This window comes from Tardiphaga sp. 42S5 (assembly GCF_034044155.1).
Classification (GTDB): Bacteria; Pseudomonadota; Alphaproteobacteria; order Rhizobiales; family Xanthobacteraceae; genus Tardiphaga; species Tardiphaga robiniae.
Window position 1 is genome coordinate 4,980,236 of sequence record NZ_CP139027.1, and the last position, 15,060, is coordinate 4,995,295.

The following is a 15,060-nucleotide window of genomic DNA, read 5'->3' on the forward strand; positions in this document are numbered from 1 at the left end:
ATAAAGCGAGCGCGCTTTAGATCAAAATCAGGAACTCGCGCGCGACCGTCAATATGTTGCGGCACGAATGCGTATTAATGTTCCAGGGTAGACAGCGACGATAAGTCGATCGATGCGCGACAACATACTGACGCAACGATTGGCTGAGACGACAAATTACACGCCTCACCACGCCACTTTCAGCACCGGCTGCTGCGCATTTGTGACCATCCTCAAAGTGGCACCGATAACTTCACCCGAGGGCGTCACGCATTGCCCAACGGTCGATCAATGTCACGATGCCAGCTTTATGGCGGCCTGAGTTTAACGACCTAGCCGAGAACCGAACTCTTCGTCCAACCCTTGCTTAGGCGCTCCGCGCTTGGTCGTCTTAGGGACAGATGTAACTCATGGGCTTTGATCGTCGTGGCAGCTCGGGTGCGCCCAATTTCTTTCGCTATTTCCTCCGGCGGCAGGGTTCCCGCCAAGTGGTGAAGCATTGCAATTTCATCGGCAGTCCAAGGCCGGTGTAACATCGCCATCTTTACCTCCTAATACTCAACTCAGCCCAACGCCTAATGCGCTGCAAATTTCATTCCAGACTTCGGAATTGAACCGTAAGCAACCATGCGTAATCATGGTTGATGGGAAAATCTCAGCGGAGATCTGGTGGAATTTTTCAAGGTAACAAAATACAGAACATCGCATCCGCCTGCTCGGATGCTACTACTCGTCTATGAATTTTAGACGAAATCCGCCTCACACCATTGGTACTGTCTCGTCAACGAACATATTTCTGCTGGCGACGGAACTGCCCACTCGCTTGTGTGAGCGCAAATCCAACGCAAGCTGGTATCCTCAGGACAATCGCGACATTTGATCAGAAGCGGCGTCGCCGCTGGCCTGCCCCATTAGGGAGGTCCGCTGGATAAGTTAGAGCTCCGGCGGTTGTAGTCGCCGAGATTGGCTGAGCGTGGTGGAGCGTAGAGGATGCTGGCCGCACGAGGCAAGATGGCTTGCGGTGTCGGCGGTACATAGCCGAGTGAGCTGTGCGGCCTGATCGTGTTGTAGTGCTGCCGCCAGTTCTCGATCAGGATCTGAGCCTCCTTCAGTGTGTAGAAGATTTCCCCGTTGAGCAGTTCGTCGCGAAGCTTGCCGTTGAAGCTCTCGCAGTATCCATTCTCCCAAGGTGATCCTGGCTCGATGTAGAGCGTCTTGACGCCGATGCGGCCCAGCCATTCGCGAACAGTAATGGCGGTAAATTCGGCGCCATTGTCTGACCGGATATGCGCCGGCGGACCATGCCGAGCGAACAGATCGGTCAACACCGCCAGCACGTCGTCGCTTCGGATCTGACGCTGGACGTGGATCGCCAAGCACTCACGGCTGAACTCATCGATCACCGTCAGCATGCGGAAGGCCTTGCCGTCGTGGGTGCGGTCAGCCACGAAGTCATAGCTCCAGACGTGACCGCGATAGCGTGGACGCAGTCGAACACACGATCCATCGTTCAGCCATAGACGGCCACGTTTCGGCTGTCGGTGCGGCACTTTCAGCCCCTCTCGACGCCAGATGCGCTCCACCCGCTTGGCATTTACCGTCCAGCCTTCCTGACGAAGCAGGGCTGTGATGCGGCGATAGCCATAGCGACCATAGTTCGAAGCCAGCCGGACGATATCCGCCGTCAGGCGCTTCTCATCGGATCGTGGCTGCAAACGCCGGCGCGGGGTCGAGCGGTGCTGGCCAGTCACACGACATGCACGACGCTCGGACACACCGAGCGCCGCACAGACATGGGCTACGCCAGCACGACGTCGGGAAGGGCTCAGTACTTTCCCTCGACGACTTCCTTCAGGATCAGCGCGTCCAGCGTCAGATTGGAGACCGCTTTCCTGAGCCGCGCGTTCTCCTTCTCCAACGCTTTCAGCCGTGCTGCCTGGGTCATCTTCAGACCGCCATACTCACGACGCCAGCGGTAGTAACTCTGCTCCGATATCCCGAGGCTGCGGCAGATCGCACCGGTCTTCTCACCCTGTGAAAGCCGAACCTCAGCTTCGCGCAACATCCCGATGATCTGCTCTGCCGTGTAGTGTTTCCGTGCCATTCCGTGCTCCTTTCAAAGCCCAAAATAGCCGAAACTCTAACTCTCAAACCGGACCACTTCTCAGGGGGGAGGCCAGCACGTTGCCCATGCTCGCCGATGCGCCCAAGGTCCATCACAAATTTTCACGGCACGGTTGGGGAAGCTCAATAAGCTATTTTGTCTTGGCATATACGTGACACCCGCGTATCGGCAGATGTTCGCTTTGCAATGGCATCACGCATTCGCTAATCGACCAACCCAGTATCTCTGGCCGCCCCTTCTGCGTTTCAGGAAAAGTCTCCGGGTGGCGAAATTGGCGCTTGGGACGGTTCAATTCCCGAAAGTCCTTGGCAGTTACGGTAGACATTCCCTTTCGGGAGACTGCGCGGAGATTTGGTCGATCGCACTGGTTGGCGGGAGCGGGAGTGGACTCCTCGCCGACCTCCGATGAGTTCGGTCCGCCATTGGGAGATTGAGCCGCCAGACTGGAATTACGGGAGTATCTGGCTTGCTTGTGCCCAGGTTGAGAGCTGCCGACTAAGAGCAGGATTGGACTTCGTCGATCTTCGGCAGGTTGGTCGCCGGTCCGCTTCGCGCCAGAAACGGACGCCCTATAGACAGGCGTCGAAGAAAATATACTTGCACCTACGCGACTGTCTGTAATTCAGGCCTAGAGTAGATTTGGTCGAGTCGCAGATTGCGCTTGGCGATCGGTGATCGGTGATCTTGAAGCCCATCTTTTTCTTCGGTTACAGGAAAAGCTAAACGCTAAGGTAAGATCGCTGAATGTCGTCGTTGTGCGCCAGATCCTGCATCGACCCTTCATACACGATCTGGCCTTTCTCAAGCACGTAAGCCCGGTCCGATACCAGGTGCGCAAAATGAAAGTTTTGTTCGGACAGCAGAATACTTGCGCCGCGCGCCTTGAGCGCCAGAATCATATGCGCCATTTGCTCGACGATCACCGGAGCAACACCTTCTGACGGTTCGTCGAGCAGGACCAGTAGCGGATTGCCCATCAACGTACGGGCCACCGTGAGCATCTGTTGTTCGCCGCCGCTCATCTGGCCGCCGCGCCGGTCCTGCATGCGGCCGAGATTGGGAAAGAGCTCGTAGAGCGCGTCGGGCGTCCAGTTGAGCGTGGCACTTCCATCCGCCCACTGCCGCGGCGCCTGCCTGCCGGTTTCGAGATTCTCGGTCACCGTCAAATCAGGAAAGATACGCCGATCCTCGGGCACGAACCCAAGCCCCATGCGCGCCACCTGGAAAGGCGCCTTGCCAGCGATGTCCTGCCCCAGGAAATTGATCTGCCCCTCGCTGCGCGACAGCAGGCCCATGATGGCCTTGAGCGTAGTGGATTTGCCGGCGCCGTTGCGCCCCATCAGCGATATGACTTCGCCACGGCGCACGTTGAGCGCGACGTCGAACAGGATGTGAGCTGCGCCATACCAGGCGTTCAGGCCGGAGACGTCGAGCAGGATCGGGTTCACAAATACAGTCATGCGGGTATCCTTGCCGCGACGGCCAGTTCCGGCGGATGTTCGAAAGTCAGGCCGTTGCCGAAATAGACTTCCTTGACCTTGGGATGACTGCGGATTTCGTCTGCGTCCCCTTCCGCAATCAATTTGCCGCGGGCGAGCACGATGATGCGGTCGGCATGGGCGAAGACGACGTCCATGCTGTGCTCGGTGAACAACACGGCCATGCCGCGCTCGATCACCAGCCGCTTGGTCAAAGCCATCAATTCGTTGCGTTCGCGTGGCGCCATCCCGGCAGTCGGCTCGTCCATCAGCAGCAGCCTGGGATTGTTCGCCAGGGCCATGGCGAGCTCAACGCGCTTGATGTCGCCATAAGCCAGTTCGCTGCAAGCTCGGTCAGCCTGCGCGTCCATGCCGACCTGCTCAAGCAGCATAAGCGCCTCATCGCGATAACGGCTTGCCGCGGGACGCCACAGCGAAAAGATCTGCTGCTGATGGGACATCACCGCCATTTGCACGTTCTCGACGACCGTGAAGGATGCGAATGTGGCAGCGATCTGGAATGTGCGTCCGACGCCCAGGCGCCAGATCGCGCGCGGCTTGATTCCGACCAGCTCCTGCTCAGCCAGACGCACGGAGCCGCCCGAGGCGCGCAACTGGCCGTTGACCATATTGAAGGTGGTGGATTTTCCTGCACCGTTCGGGCCGATCAACGCCAGCAATTCGCCAGGATGAAGGTCGAAGCTGATTCCATCGACGGCACATACGCCGCCGAAGGCCATATAGAGATCGCGGACCTCAAGTAGCGCGCCACTCATGTCAGCTTCTCCCGTCGGACAACGCCCACGGCTGGTCGATATTGCTGCCACAGACTTTCGATCTGGCGCGAGATACCAGCCAGTCCCTCCGGGAAGGCGAGCACCAGAAACAGAATAATGCCACCGAACAAGGCCCGCCAGTAATCCGTGGCGCGCATCACCCAGTCCTGCAGCACGCCGAACACCGCAGCGCCCATCACAGGGCCCGTGAGTGACTGAATGCCGCCCAGAAGGACCATGACGAGACCGTCGACCGATTTGCTGACCGAGATCACATCCGGCGAAACGCTGCCCTTGGAGAAGATGTAGAGCGTGCCGGCCAATCCGCCGAACACGCCAGCGATCGTGAAGGCCAGCCACTGCACGAGCTTCACATCGATACCGATGGCCTCGGCACGCAGCGATGAATCCCGTCCGGCCCTCATCGCATAACCGAACGGCGCAAAAACGAACCGCCGCAGCGCGTAGGCCGAGAGCCCGACCAATACGAGCGTGAGGTAGTAGTAGCGCGTTCCGCTCAGCCAATCCGCCGGCCAGACGCCCACCATGCCGTTGGAGCCGCCGGTGACCGCATCCCATTGAAACACGACCGACCAGACGATCTGCGAGAAGGCGAGCGTGAGCATCGCGAGATAGACGCCCGACAACCGAACGCAGAACCAGCCGAACAGCAAGGCGCCAAGACCGGCCACCAGGGGAGCGACCAGCATCGCGAGCGGCATGGGCATGAATGCCAGTTTGACCAGGATGGCAGCGCCGTAGGCACCAAGGCCGTAATAGGCGGAATGCCCGAACGAATGCATCCCGCCCGGTCCCATCATGAAATGCAAACTGACCGCGAACAGCGCTGCGACCAGAATGTCCTGACCGAGCACCGCAGCATAAGGCAGCGATTGATCGAGCAGAGGCAACACCGCCATCAACAGGAAAACGCCGATGACCATCATGCGAAACCAGTTGGAACCCGGCTTCAACGGTGCTTCGACCGGCGCCGAGTTTCGACTGGTCGCTTGAGGTCGTCCCAACAGCCCCCACGGCCGGATCACAAGGACCACCGCCATGATCAGGAATTCAACCACCAGAGTGAGCTTGGAGAACGAGATCTCGATCCCCGCGAGATGAACTGTACCGATGCCGATGCAGATCGCCTTCACCTCGGCGATCAGGAGCGACGCCAGAAAGGCACCGGGGATGGAGCCCATGCCGCCTACCACGACGACGACGAACGCATCACCGATCGTCGAGATATCGACGGTGAGACTCGCCGGCTGACGCGGAAGCTGGACCGCTCCGCCGAGTCCCGCCAGCATGCAACCGAGTGCAAACACGCCGGTGAACAGCCACGCCTGATTGACGCCGAGGGCGCCCAGCATCTCGCGGTCGTGGGTTGCCGCCCGCACCATGACGCCCCAGCGCGTCTTGGTCAGCAGCATCCAGAGCAGGCCGAAAATCGCAGGGCCGATCACGATCAGGAACAGATTGTAGCTCGGATAGGCACGACCGAAGAGCTGGATAGCGCCCTCCAGTCCTGGTGCACGACGACCGAGCAAATCCTCCGGCCCCCAGATCCATAGCGCGGCATCGTTAAAGACAAGCACCAGCGCGAATGTCGCCAGCAACTGAAACAGCTCGGGCGCCTTGTAGATCCGACGCAGCAGCAGAATTTCCACCAGCGCGCCGAGCAGTCCGACAGCCAGTGCTGCGAGCACAAGCGCGCCCCAAAAGCCAACCGCTCGCCACGGCCCCACGCCGATACGTTCGATCAATGAATAGCTCACATACATGCCAAGCATGAAGAACGAGCCATGGGCAAAATTGACGATCCGGGTGACGCCAAAAATCAGCGATAGGCCGGTCGCTACCAGGAACAGGGACGACGCCCCGGCCAAGCCATTCAACAATTGAGCCAAGAGGGCAGACAGATCCATGGCAGTCTCGCTCGGGACAGATGTGGCATCCAAACGCGACCGGGCGCCCTCGACAGGGGGCGCCCGGCATCAGGTTAGTCGGCAGGACGCAGCTTGCGCACTTCGTCGTCCGACGGCAGCAATTTTTCGCCCGGCGCGTAATGGTAGTCGACCATCACGCCCTTGCCGTCCTCGACGGCAAGCTTGCCGACATAGAGTCCCCAGGTCGCCTGGTGATCGATCTTGCGGAAGCTCGTCTTGCCATCCGGCGTATCAAACTGGAGCCCTTCGAACGCCGCGACGAGCGAATCGCTGTCGGTCTTTCCGCCGGATGCCGCGACACCCGCCTCGATGGCCTTGATCGTGGAATAGCCGATGATCGAACCGAACCGCAGATTCTCCTTGCCGTACTTCTTCTGATACTCGGTCAGGAATTCCTGATGAGCTGGCGTCTTGATGCTGTACCAGGGATAACCGGTCACCATCCAGTTCTTGGGGATCTCATCGCGCAGCGGCTCGAGATATTCAGGCTGACCGGTGATGATGCTGAACACCGGCATCTGGTCGCCGAGATACCCGCGCGTATTGCCCTCGCGGATGAACTGAGCGAGATCGGAGCCGAACAATGCGTTGAACGTGGCCTCGGGCTTGGCGTCGGAGAGAGCCTGGATCACACTGCCCGCATCAATCTTGTTGAACGGCGGCGCCTGTTCGGCGACGAACTCGACGTCCGGCTGCTTCTCCTTCATCAACCTCTTGAAGGCTGATGCAGCCGACGTCCCGAATTCATAGTTTGGATAGATCAGTGCCCAGCGCTTCTTCTTCAATTTCACCGCTTCGTCGACCAGCGAAGAAACCAGCATATAGGTCGAGGAGTCGAGGCGGAATGTGTACTTGTTGCCGACGGCCCAGACGATGTTATCGCTCAGCGCCTCGGTGATCAGCATGAAGCGCTTCTTCTGCTTCGCATAGTCGGTCAATGCCGTACCGATATGCGCGTAGAAGGCGCCGGCAAGGATGTCGACCTTTTCGCGGGTGACCAGATCTTCTGCCTGGCGGATCGCTTCGCCCGGATTGGCATTGTCATCGCGGGTGATGAGCTCGAGCTTGCGCCCGGCCACACCGCCCTTGGCGTTGATCTGATCAATGGCGAGCATCATGCCCTTCTTGTAGCCGTCGGTGAAGACCGGCTGGGACTTGTAACTGTTGATCTCGCCAATCTTGATGGTGTCTTCGGCCCTGGCCGGGACCGAGGCTCCAATGGCAATCGTCGCCAGGCCAGACAGTAGGACGTGTCTAAAACTCACTTGCTTGGTCATGACTTACCTTCTCCGGTGGGTGATGCGATCGTGAAACGCTTGTGGTTGCTTGGAACAACGTGGTGGCGGCTCCCGACGATCGACCGTGCCGAACAGGCAAATGCCGATCTGGAGCATGCCGCCTGACTGGGCGCAGCTCAGGAAGCAGCGCTCAGGGCTGGGGATTTGCCGAAGCGATCACGGCAGGTGCGAGCGTCGTATTGGTAGACCCACTCAGCCTTGATCCCGACTGCGTTGGGGTTCTTCGCCTGCTCGAGCTTGAATGCGAGGTCACGCGCTTTCGATTCTTCGGGCGAAGACAGATGATATGTGCGGCCACGTTCGCGCGCTTCGAGCTGGACACGGGTAGTGCGCGGACGGCGCTCGGCCTCATAAGCATCGAGCGCCGCGCCGAGATCGCCCGGGCCGAAATGGCTCAGTGCCTGCGCGAGAACATAGCCGTCTTCGACTGCCATGGCTGCGCCCTGCGACAGGAAAGGCAGCATCGGATGCGCGGCATCGCCGAGCAGCGTGGCATTGCCGCGCGACCAGCGTTGCATCGGATCGCGATCGAACAGCCCCCACTTGTAGATCTGGTCGGGATTGGTGAGCTCGAACAGACGGATCAGGTTGTCGTTCCAGCCCGCGAACCCATCGAGTAGTTCCTGCCGGCTGCTCTTGATGGTCCAGGACTCCTCGACCCAATCGTGATTCTCATTGACGGCAACGATGTTCACCATCGCGCCACCCTTGACGTAATAGGTCACCACGTGCCCCTTCGGTCCCATCCAGAAGGCAGACGTCGGCGTGACGAAAGGCAGTGGAAACTGTTCGACCGGAACAAGGGCACGCCAGCACATATGCCCGGTGTAGCTGGCCGGTTCCTGGCCCCAGAGCGCGGCGCGGACAGCCGAACGAACGCCATCGGCGCCGACCACCAGATCGGCCGCATATTCGCTGCCGTCGTCGAAGCAGGCGATCGTGCGCCCGGCCTGCTGGCGCAGCCCAGTGCAGGACACACCGAACGTGATGCGCTCAGGTGCTATATCTTTCGCCAGCATGGTGTGCAGGTCGGCGCGATGAACGTGATAAAATTCGGCCCCGAACACTCGAGGGCATACTTCACGTAGCGGCGTGCGGAACAACTCCTCTCCGCTCTGCCAATTCCATCCCACCATGGCCTCTGGCAGGAAGCCTGCCGCCGCCAGATCCGGTCCCAGTCCAAGCGCTTCAAGCACCTTGACGGCGTTGGGCGTCATCTGCACGCCAGCACCCACTTCGCTCAAGGCCGAGGCGCGTTCGAACATGTGATAATCGATGCCGAGCCGGTCCAGACTGCGGGCCAGTGCCGCGCCGCCGATACCGCCGCCAATGATGGCTACTTGGAAATTATGTTTCATGTTGTCTCCGATCACAGGACGTCACGTGAATTAAAGGTCCAGCTCGAGTGTGGTCAGCCCGCGCGAGCAGCAGGCCATCATCGTGCTGGAAGACGCTCTCGCCGCGGGCGCAATCACTTGGTCGCGATGATCGACGCGCCCCGAGAGAACGCGGACTTCGCAAGCACCGCAGACGCCTTCCTCGCATGAGTAGGAAAGATCGATGCCGGCAGCGAGACAGGCGCTGAGCACAGTCTCCTCTGCCCCGACATCGAGCGTGCGCCCCGAGCGCGCCAGACGAACGGTGAAGCTGCCCGTGGGGCCGGTATCCACCGGCGCCACGGCAAAACGCTCGCGATGCACGAGGTCGATCGAACGCCGCTCGGTCAGTTCGTCGAAGGCATCGATCATGCGCGTCGGCCCGCAACAATACAGCGGCGCCTCCATCGGCGTATCCGCAAGGACATCGGCGAGACGTGGCGCTGGTCCACTGGTGTGATGAATCCGCACGCTACCGTCGGCGACGGCGGCAAGCTCGGCATGAAACAGGGTCGCTTCGGGGCTGCGCGTCCAATAGTGCAGCTGTACCGGCTGACCATCGGCGACAAGCTTGCGATACATCGAGACGATCGGCGTGATGCCGATGCCGCCAGCGAACAGGTAACGTGTCGTCTCATTGGTAGCGCCGAGCGGGAAATGATTGCGCGGGATCGAACTCTGATAGATCTCTCCTGCGACCGACTGCCGATGCCAGGCACGCGAGCCCCCTCTTCCGTCGAACGCCTCCTGCACCGCGATCTCGTAGCAGTCCGAAGCTGGCTGCGGCCAAAGCAGCGAGTATTGCCGCATCAGTCCGGGCGCCACCTCGAGATCGAGGTGAGCGCCGGGCTCGAAAGCCGGCAGCGTCGCGCCGTCGGACGAAGCGAGCCGGTAGAGATTGATCCCCGGCGCTCCGTATCGCACTTCGACCAGCCGCAACCTCAAACCGAGGTCAGATGACGCCATAGGTGATGCCCTTGGCGCGCAGCCAGCTCCGGTAGCGTTGCCCCATCAGATCCGTTCGGTGATGCAACTCGTAGCGCAGCTCCGTTGGAATGCGCTCCGGTCGCTGCGACTCGACGATCTCGCGATCCTGATTGAAGACCACGTCCGCCCGATCACGCACGACTTTCGGATCGGGATGCGGATTCACGTTCATCGCTGCGCAAACGCGCGCGATAGTCGTCTTCTCATCGACCGGTTGGCAGACGAAGAAGGTGGCGAAGATATCGGACTTGTCGGAAACGATATTGCCGGACTTGTCCGCCTGCTGGGTTCGCTTCGAGAAGTAGGCCACCAGCGGACGGAACGTGTGATAGGTGTAGAACGCCATCAGCGGAATGCCGCGCGCATCGCCCCACGGCTGAAACACCTTTATTTCCGACGAGCAGAGGCCGGTATCGACCTCATACACGTCATAGGGCTCAAGCCGATCCGGATTGTCCATGACGCCGTTCAGGCCGGCATGGACGAACGGAAAGTGGCTGGCATCGATGAAGTTTTCGATCGAGCGAAAGCCATTGGCCGAATATATATAGGGGCCGCTATGGACCTTCAGAAAGCTCGGATCATCCCATTGCGGGAACACCGGTATGTCGGCCGTCGGCTCGCCGAGACACACCCACACGAAGCCATAGCGCTCGACTGCCTGATAGGGGAAGGCGCGCGCCTTTTTCATCGGCGTCTCGTCGGGAGCAGCAGGCATGAGGGTGCAGCGACCGCCGCCGTCATACTCCCAGCCGTGATAGGGGCAAACGACGTGATCGTTCTTGATCCAGCCTCTCGACAGCCGGGCGCCGCGATGAATGCAGAGGTCTTCCCAGACATGGATGTCGCCGTTGGCCGAGCGCCAGACGATCAAGTCGCGCTCAAGCAAGCGAACGGGATGGATTTTGTCGGAGGCGAAATCGGAGGAATAGCCGACGACATGCCAGTCGTTGAGCAAAACCGGATCCTGACAGCCATCCTGCGCGGTGATCGGCCGCTGGGCCGATAAAGTCGTGACGGACATTCGTGGCTCCTCAAACACTGGCCGCAGCCTGACATTAATTGGCCGGCCATATAATTATTTTGTTGGCCAGCTATATAATTTCAAATTGCAATCCCCGTGCCAGCCTGAGAAAAGGCAGGAAATGGCTTCCGCAACACCGACTCACGGTTCCGCAATGCCTTCTTCGCGATTTCCGCGACGTCGCTTGCATCGATTTTATGCGCCGGCCTGCTCGAATTACTGCCACGGCACTGGATTCCAGATGAGGTCCGCATGAACCGCATTTCAGGCCGCCGAGGCGTTCCTTCTGCCGAACCGCCGACCAAGCGTCCCGGCCGGCCGGAAGGCGGCAACGGGACGATGCGCGCCGGCATCATGGATGCCGCTGAGGTTGTGTTTGCCAATCAAGGCTATGCGGGAACGACGCTGCGCGAGATCTCCGAACTGGCCGGCGTGACCCAGGCGCTCATCAGCTACTATTTCGGCTCCAAATTCGATCTCTTCAGCGAGACCTTTCTTCGTCGCGCAACGGCGATCGGCGACGCCCGCGTCGAAAGCCTGGCGAGATTGCAAGCCGAAGGCAAAGCTGGGGACGTCGTCGCTATCGTCGAGGCCTTCCTGCAACCTGTCCTGCTACTGCGCTCAACCGAGCATGGCCCCGCCTTCCTGCGACTCCATGCCCGCCTGCATACCGAGCCGCCCAATCTCTCTTACGAGCTGCGCAAGACGGCTTATGACGAGTCCACGCATCTCTATATCGATGCGCTGCACAAGGCGTTGCCGCATCTCTCACGCTTCGACGTGCATTGGCGTATGACACTCATGATCGGCACTTATCTCTATGCGCTCTCCGACACCAACCGCATGGAGGACATGTTACCTGACGCCTATGATCCCAAGGACGCGTCGAGATTGATGACCGAGACCGTCGCCTTCATTGCCGGCGGCATGTGCCGGGAGGCAACCGCGCCTCTCGCCGCCGCGCCGACGAAGGCCAAGCGTCGGCGAAAAACGTCGTGAAAGTGCCGTTGTCCCGGACCTGGATCGGGACGATGACGGCCAGTCACTATATCGATGATCGTTCCCCGACTCTGGCCTCTCAAGCTCACGATTGCTATGCCTGACAAGCCTTCGCCGTCACCGCGTCGGACGCGCGGCATCGATATGGCGATAACTGAGGTTGAAATGGCGGTAGCGAAAACTGCTCGCGCGACCAAGAAACGGGGAAGCCTGGGGCGGCCGGAAGGACGCACCGAGAGCCGCGAGGCCCTGCTCGATGCCGCCGAGCGCTACTTCGCCGAGCGTGGCTATGCAGCAGCAAATCTACGCGAAATCGCTGAAGACGCCAATGTCACCCAAGCCATGGCCAACTACTGGTTCGGAACAAAGCAGGAGCTGTTTCGACAGGTCTATCTTCGGCGCGGTGCGTGGCTGGCGACGCGCCGCATGGAACTGCTCGACGAGGTGACCGCCAAGAAGCGTTACGCCCTCGAAGACATTCTTCGCGCTTATATCACGCCGCCATTTCAGCTGCGCGAGTCCGCTCAGGGGCGCGCGTTCCTGCGTCTGCAGGCGCGGCTTCACGCCGAGCCGGATGAGACGGCCTACGCATTGCGCCGCGAGGTTTACGACCAGCCGGTGCGGGCCTATGTAAAAATTCTGGCCAACCTGTTACCGCGTCTAACGGATGAGCACCTCTATCTCCGTTTTGCGCAATTCATCGGCATCTACATTTACATCCTGTCAGACGCCCATCGGATCGAAGAGATCAGCGGGATACGACGCCGCCCGCCGCCCGCCGCCAAGCTGATCGAGGAGATCGTTCGGTTCACGGCCTCAGGCTTCAGAGGCTGAGCACCTTCGCAGCTCGGCTGGCGTTCCCGCCGGCACAGTACCGATCAAAACCTCTTGCAAGAAAACTAATCGTGCGTTTAATTATTTTGCGTGGCGCCAAACACGAGTGTTGAAGACGCGCTCGGCGATCTCGGCGCTTGCGAGCGTACACGACAGATCATGCGGCGCCGCTCCACAAAGGAGCCGAGCTTTCGCAATAAGCTTTCGAGAGGAAGAGTGATGGATCACGCCAGCTTCACTGAAATCTGCCTGCATCAGCTCAAGATGTCCGGGGTTCGCGAAGGCGAGCGCCTCGTCGTTCTGACTCAGGGTAGCGATCGCCTGTCATATGCCGACGCTTTCATGGCCGCAGGCCAGCGTCTCGGCGCCAGGATGTATCACATGCGCCTTCCCGCACCGATGCCGACCGCGGGCTGGAACGTCGGCGTGACCGGCCTGGCCGCCCTGCCCGATGCAGTCGAAGCGCTGAAGAATTGCGACATGCTGATCGACTGCATCTTCCTGCTGTTCTCGCCCGAGCAGTTTGCGATCCAGGCCGCCGGCACCCGCATTCTCACCGCGGTCGAGCCACCGGACTTGCTTGCCCGGATGCTGCCTTATCCGGAGCTACGCGAGAAAGTCGAAATCGCCGCCGGCCTTCTCGACAAGGCAAAGGTCATGCGCATCACGTCGCCACACGGCACCGACGTGACCTACAAGCTCAACACCTACGATACGATTGCAGAATATGCCTGCAATGACACACCCGGTCGCTGGGACCATTGGCCATCAGGCTTCGTCTTCACCGGCGGAGACGACGATGGCGTCGACGGCCAGATCGTCGTGGCGACTGGCGATATCCTGCTGCCGCAGAACATCATGGTGCGCGAACCGATCACCTACACCATCGAGAAGGGGTGGGTCACCGACATCCGCGGTGGCCTCGAGGCGGAGATAGTCAAAGCCTATATGGCTTCGTTCAACGACAAGCGCGGTTTCGGCATGAGTCATGTCGGCTGGGGCATGAACCCGCAGGCCAGATGGCACAACTTCGTACCGGGCGAATTTACCGGCGGAATGGGAATGGAGCCGCGCAGCTTCTACGGGAACGTCATGTTCTCGACGGGCCCGAACAGCGAACTGGGCGGCCCCAACGACACCGCCTGCCACCTGGACATCCCGATGCGCAATTGCTCACTTCTGCTCGACGACGAGCCCGTCGTGATCGATGGCGATGTGGTCGTGAAGGATATTCAAATGAGCCGCTAAGCGGCCGCGGGCGCCGGCGACGTATTGCGTGCGTCGATCCAAGCGCTCTTTTAAACCAAAGCCGAGATGGGTTGCCCGCTATTTCTTAAGATGCCTCGGTTGAATCTCCGGCAAGCTTGCCGTCTCAATCGAGCAGGCTGTCTGCAATCCGCACACTCGATCGTCTTTTCCTTGTCAACGCATGCCGTAGTCGCTGCGCGAGCGGCCGTTACACTGGACCGGCGCTACGCTATTCAGAGCGGGAACGCTGGCGCCTATCGCGCCCAGCAGCGGCGAAGCGGGCCGCCTCCCAAGAGACGGCGCCTTTCATGTGATCGACACTCGGAGCAGCACCAAGAAAGGGTGGCATACCCTTTGCTTGTACTGGTTGAAAGCTTCAACCGCCAACCGAATGAAACGCACACATGCGCTCGCCAAACTGGTCATCGTGGAAGCTCAATTTTTCACGCGTTCTTGAATGGTCCTACGGCGACCTTATCGCAGCCGAATATGACGCGAGCCATCCTCAAGCCAAAGGCAGCGCGCGGAACACGTATCAAGCGATTTGGCCGCCTGAGAATGGATCGGCTGCTTCCCTTTCGCGTCGGGAGAACGACTAGGGCCGCGAGCCAAGGCGGACTGACGGCGGCTTCAACCCCATCGGGCACGTTCGCGTGCCTATTGGCATCTGTGCGGATGGCTTTGACGGTCACGCGATGATTATGGCGGTACCTCCACAAAAGGGAGGCGCTTGCCAAACTTCGACTAGAGAGCGCAAAATCAGACGAAAGCATACTAAAAGCTGATCTGCAGCCGGCTGCGATAAAGCGTTTCCAAGATTGTTTGGAACACATCACCATCGCTGAAACGGTCGATCAACAGCTACGCCACAACCTCCGTGAGCTCATTGATTCTGTCGTCGTTCTGCCAAGATCTAAGAATGCGCCATATCGTATCGAGACAAGGGCCGTCTAGCGGCTCTTACAAACCCAGATGACTATCTTTCGG

General features: G+C 59.8%; 11 protein-coding genes. 3 read left to right on the top strand and 8 right to left on the bottom strand.

The window, feature by feature from the left end:
- Positions 1-890: 890 nt before the first annotated feature.
- The 8 genes from SFY93_RS23205 to SFY93_RS23240 all read right to left on the bottom strand — a co-directional run bounded on the left by SFY93_RS23205 (position 891) and on the right by SFY93_RS23240 (position 10,992).
- Positions 891-2,083 (bottom strand): IS3 family transposase gene (locus tag SFY93_RS23205; protein ID WP_320444660.1). Its coding sequence is split into 2 segments (ribosomal slippage): positions 891-1,822 and positions 1,822-2,083, totalling 1,194 coding nucleotides; the frame shifts between segments, so codons are not numbered across the junction.
- A gap of 740 nt (positions 2,084-2,823) precedes the next feature.
- Complete coding sequence (locus tag SFY93_RS23210) at positions 2,824-3,543, bottom strand: ABC transporter ATP-binding protein (RefSeq protein ID WP_320447830.1); 720 nt, start codon at positions 3,541-3,543, stop codon at positions 2,824-2,826.
- Positions 3,544-3,560: 17 nt separating this feature from the next.
- Positions 3,561-4,358 carry an ABC transporter ATP-binding protein gene (locus SFY93_RS23215; RefSeq protein ID WP_320444771.1) on the bottom strand — a complete coding sequence of 266 codons (798 nt, stop codon included), beginning with the start codon at positions 4,356-4,358 and terminating at the stop codon, positions 3,561-3,563.
- Positions 4,355-6,286, bottom strand: a complete 1,932-nt coding sequence (locus tag SFY93_RS23220; RefSeq protein ID WP_320444772.1) for an ABC transporter permease — start codon at positions 6,284-6,286, stop codon at positions 4,355-4,357. The genes SFY93_RS23215 and SFY93_RS23220 overlap by 4 nt, the downstream gene beginning before the upstream one ends.
- Before the next feature lie 74 nt (positions 6,287-6,360).
- On the bottom strand, positions 6,361-7,584 hold the full coding sequence (locus SFY93_RS23225; protein ID WP_320444773.1) for an ABC transporter substrate-binding protein: 1,224 nt from the start codon (positions 7,582-7,584) through the stop codon (positions 6,361-6,363).
- Positions 7,585-7,721: 137 nt separating this feature from the next.
- Entirely contained in the window at positions 7,722-8,963 is a 1,242-nt protein-coding gene (locus SFY93_RS23230; protein ID WP_320444774.1) for an FAD-dependent monooxygenase, read from the bottom strand.
- Between the two features lie 30 nt (positions 8,964-8,993).
- Positions 8,994-9,947, bottom strand: a complete 954-nt coding sequence (locus SFY93_RS23235; RefSeq protein WP_320444775.1) for a PDR/VanB family oxidoreductase — start codon at positions 9,945-9,947, stop codon at positions 8,994-8,996.
- A complete protein-coding gene (locus SFY93_RS23240; RefSeq protein WP_320444776.1) occupies positions 9,934-10,992 on the bottom strand; it encodes a Rieske 2Fe-2S domain-containing protein in 1,059 nt (352 codons plus the stop codon). Before SFY93_RS23240 ends, SFY93_RS23235 begins: the two co-directional genes overlap by 14 nt.
- Before the next feature lie 252 nt (positions 10,993-11,244).
- Between SFY93_RS23240 and SFY93_RS23245 the strand changes: the two genes are divergently transcribed.
- The 3 genes from SFY93_RS23245 to SFY93_RS23255 all read left to right on the top strand — a co-directional run bounded on the left by SFY93_RS23245 (position 11,245) and on the right by SFY93_RS23255 (position 14,073).
- Positions 11,245-11,991, top strand: a complete 747-nt coding sequence (locus tag SFY93_RS23245; protein WP_320444777.1) for a TetR/AcrR family transcriptional regulator — start codon at positions 11,245-11,247, stop codon at positions 11,989-11,991.
- 165 nt (positions 11,992-12,156) lie between these two features.
- Positions 12,157-12,825 (top strand): TetR/AcrR family transcriptional regulator, encoded by a 669-nt coding sequence (locus tag SFY93_RS23250; protein WP_320444778.1) that lies wholly within the window; start codon positions 12,157-12,159, stop codon positions 12,823-12,825.
- A gap of 219 nt (positions 12,826-13,044) precedes the next feature.
- Entirely contained in the window at positions 13,045-14,073 is a 1,029-nt protein-coding gene (locus SFY93_RS23255; RefSeq protein ID WP_320444779.1) for a 2,5-dihydroxypyridine 5,6-dioxygenase NicX family protein, read from the top strand.
- Positions 14,074-15,060: the final 987 nt, after the last annotated feature.

What these genes read in the sequence shown, in the direction of transcription:
- SFY93_RS23215 (WP_320444771.1), bottom strand. Translation starts at nt 4,358, where the DNA reads ATGAGTGGCGCGCTACTTGAGGTCCGCGATCTCTATATGGCCTTCGGC.
- SFY93_RS23220 (WP_320444772.1), bottom strand. Translation starts at nt 6,286, where the DNA reads ATGGATCTGTCTGCCCTCTTGGCTCAATTGTTGAATGGCTTGGCCGGG.
- SFY93_RS23225 (WP_320444773.1), bottom strand. Translation starts at nt 7,584, where the DNA reads ATGACCAAGCAAGTGAGTTTTAGACACGTCCTACTGTCTGGCCTGGCG.
- SFY93_RS23230 (WP_320444774.1), bottom strand. Translation starts at nt 8,963, where the DNA reads ATGAAACATAATTTCCAAGTAGCCATCATTGGCGGCGGTATCGGCGGC.
- SFY93_RS23235 (WP_320444775.1), bottom strand. Translation starts at nt 9,947, where the DNA reads ATGGCGTCATCTGACCTCGGTTTGAGGTTGCGGCTGGTCGAAGTGCGA.
- SFY93_RS23240 (WP_320444776.1), bottom strand. Translation starts at nt 10,992, where the DNA reads ATGTCCGTCACGACTTTATCGGCCCAGCGGCCGATCACCGCGCAGGAT.
- SFY93_RS23245 (WP_320444777.1), top strand. Translation starts at nt 11,245, where the DNA reads ATGAACCGCATTTCAGGCCGCCGAGGCGTTCCTTCTGCCGAACCGCCG.
- SFY93_RS23250 (WP_320444778.1), top strand. Translation starts at nt 12,157, where the DNA reads ATGGCGGTAGCGAAAACTGCTCGCGCGACCAAGAAACGGGGAAGCCTG.
- SFY93_RS23255 (WP_320444779.1), top strand. Translation starts at nt 13,045, where the DNA reads ATGGATCACGCCAGCTTCACTGAAATCTGCCTGCATCAGCTCAAGATG.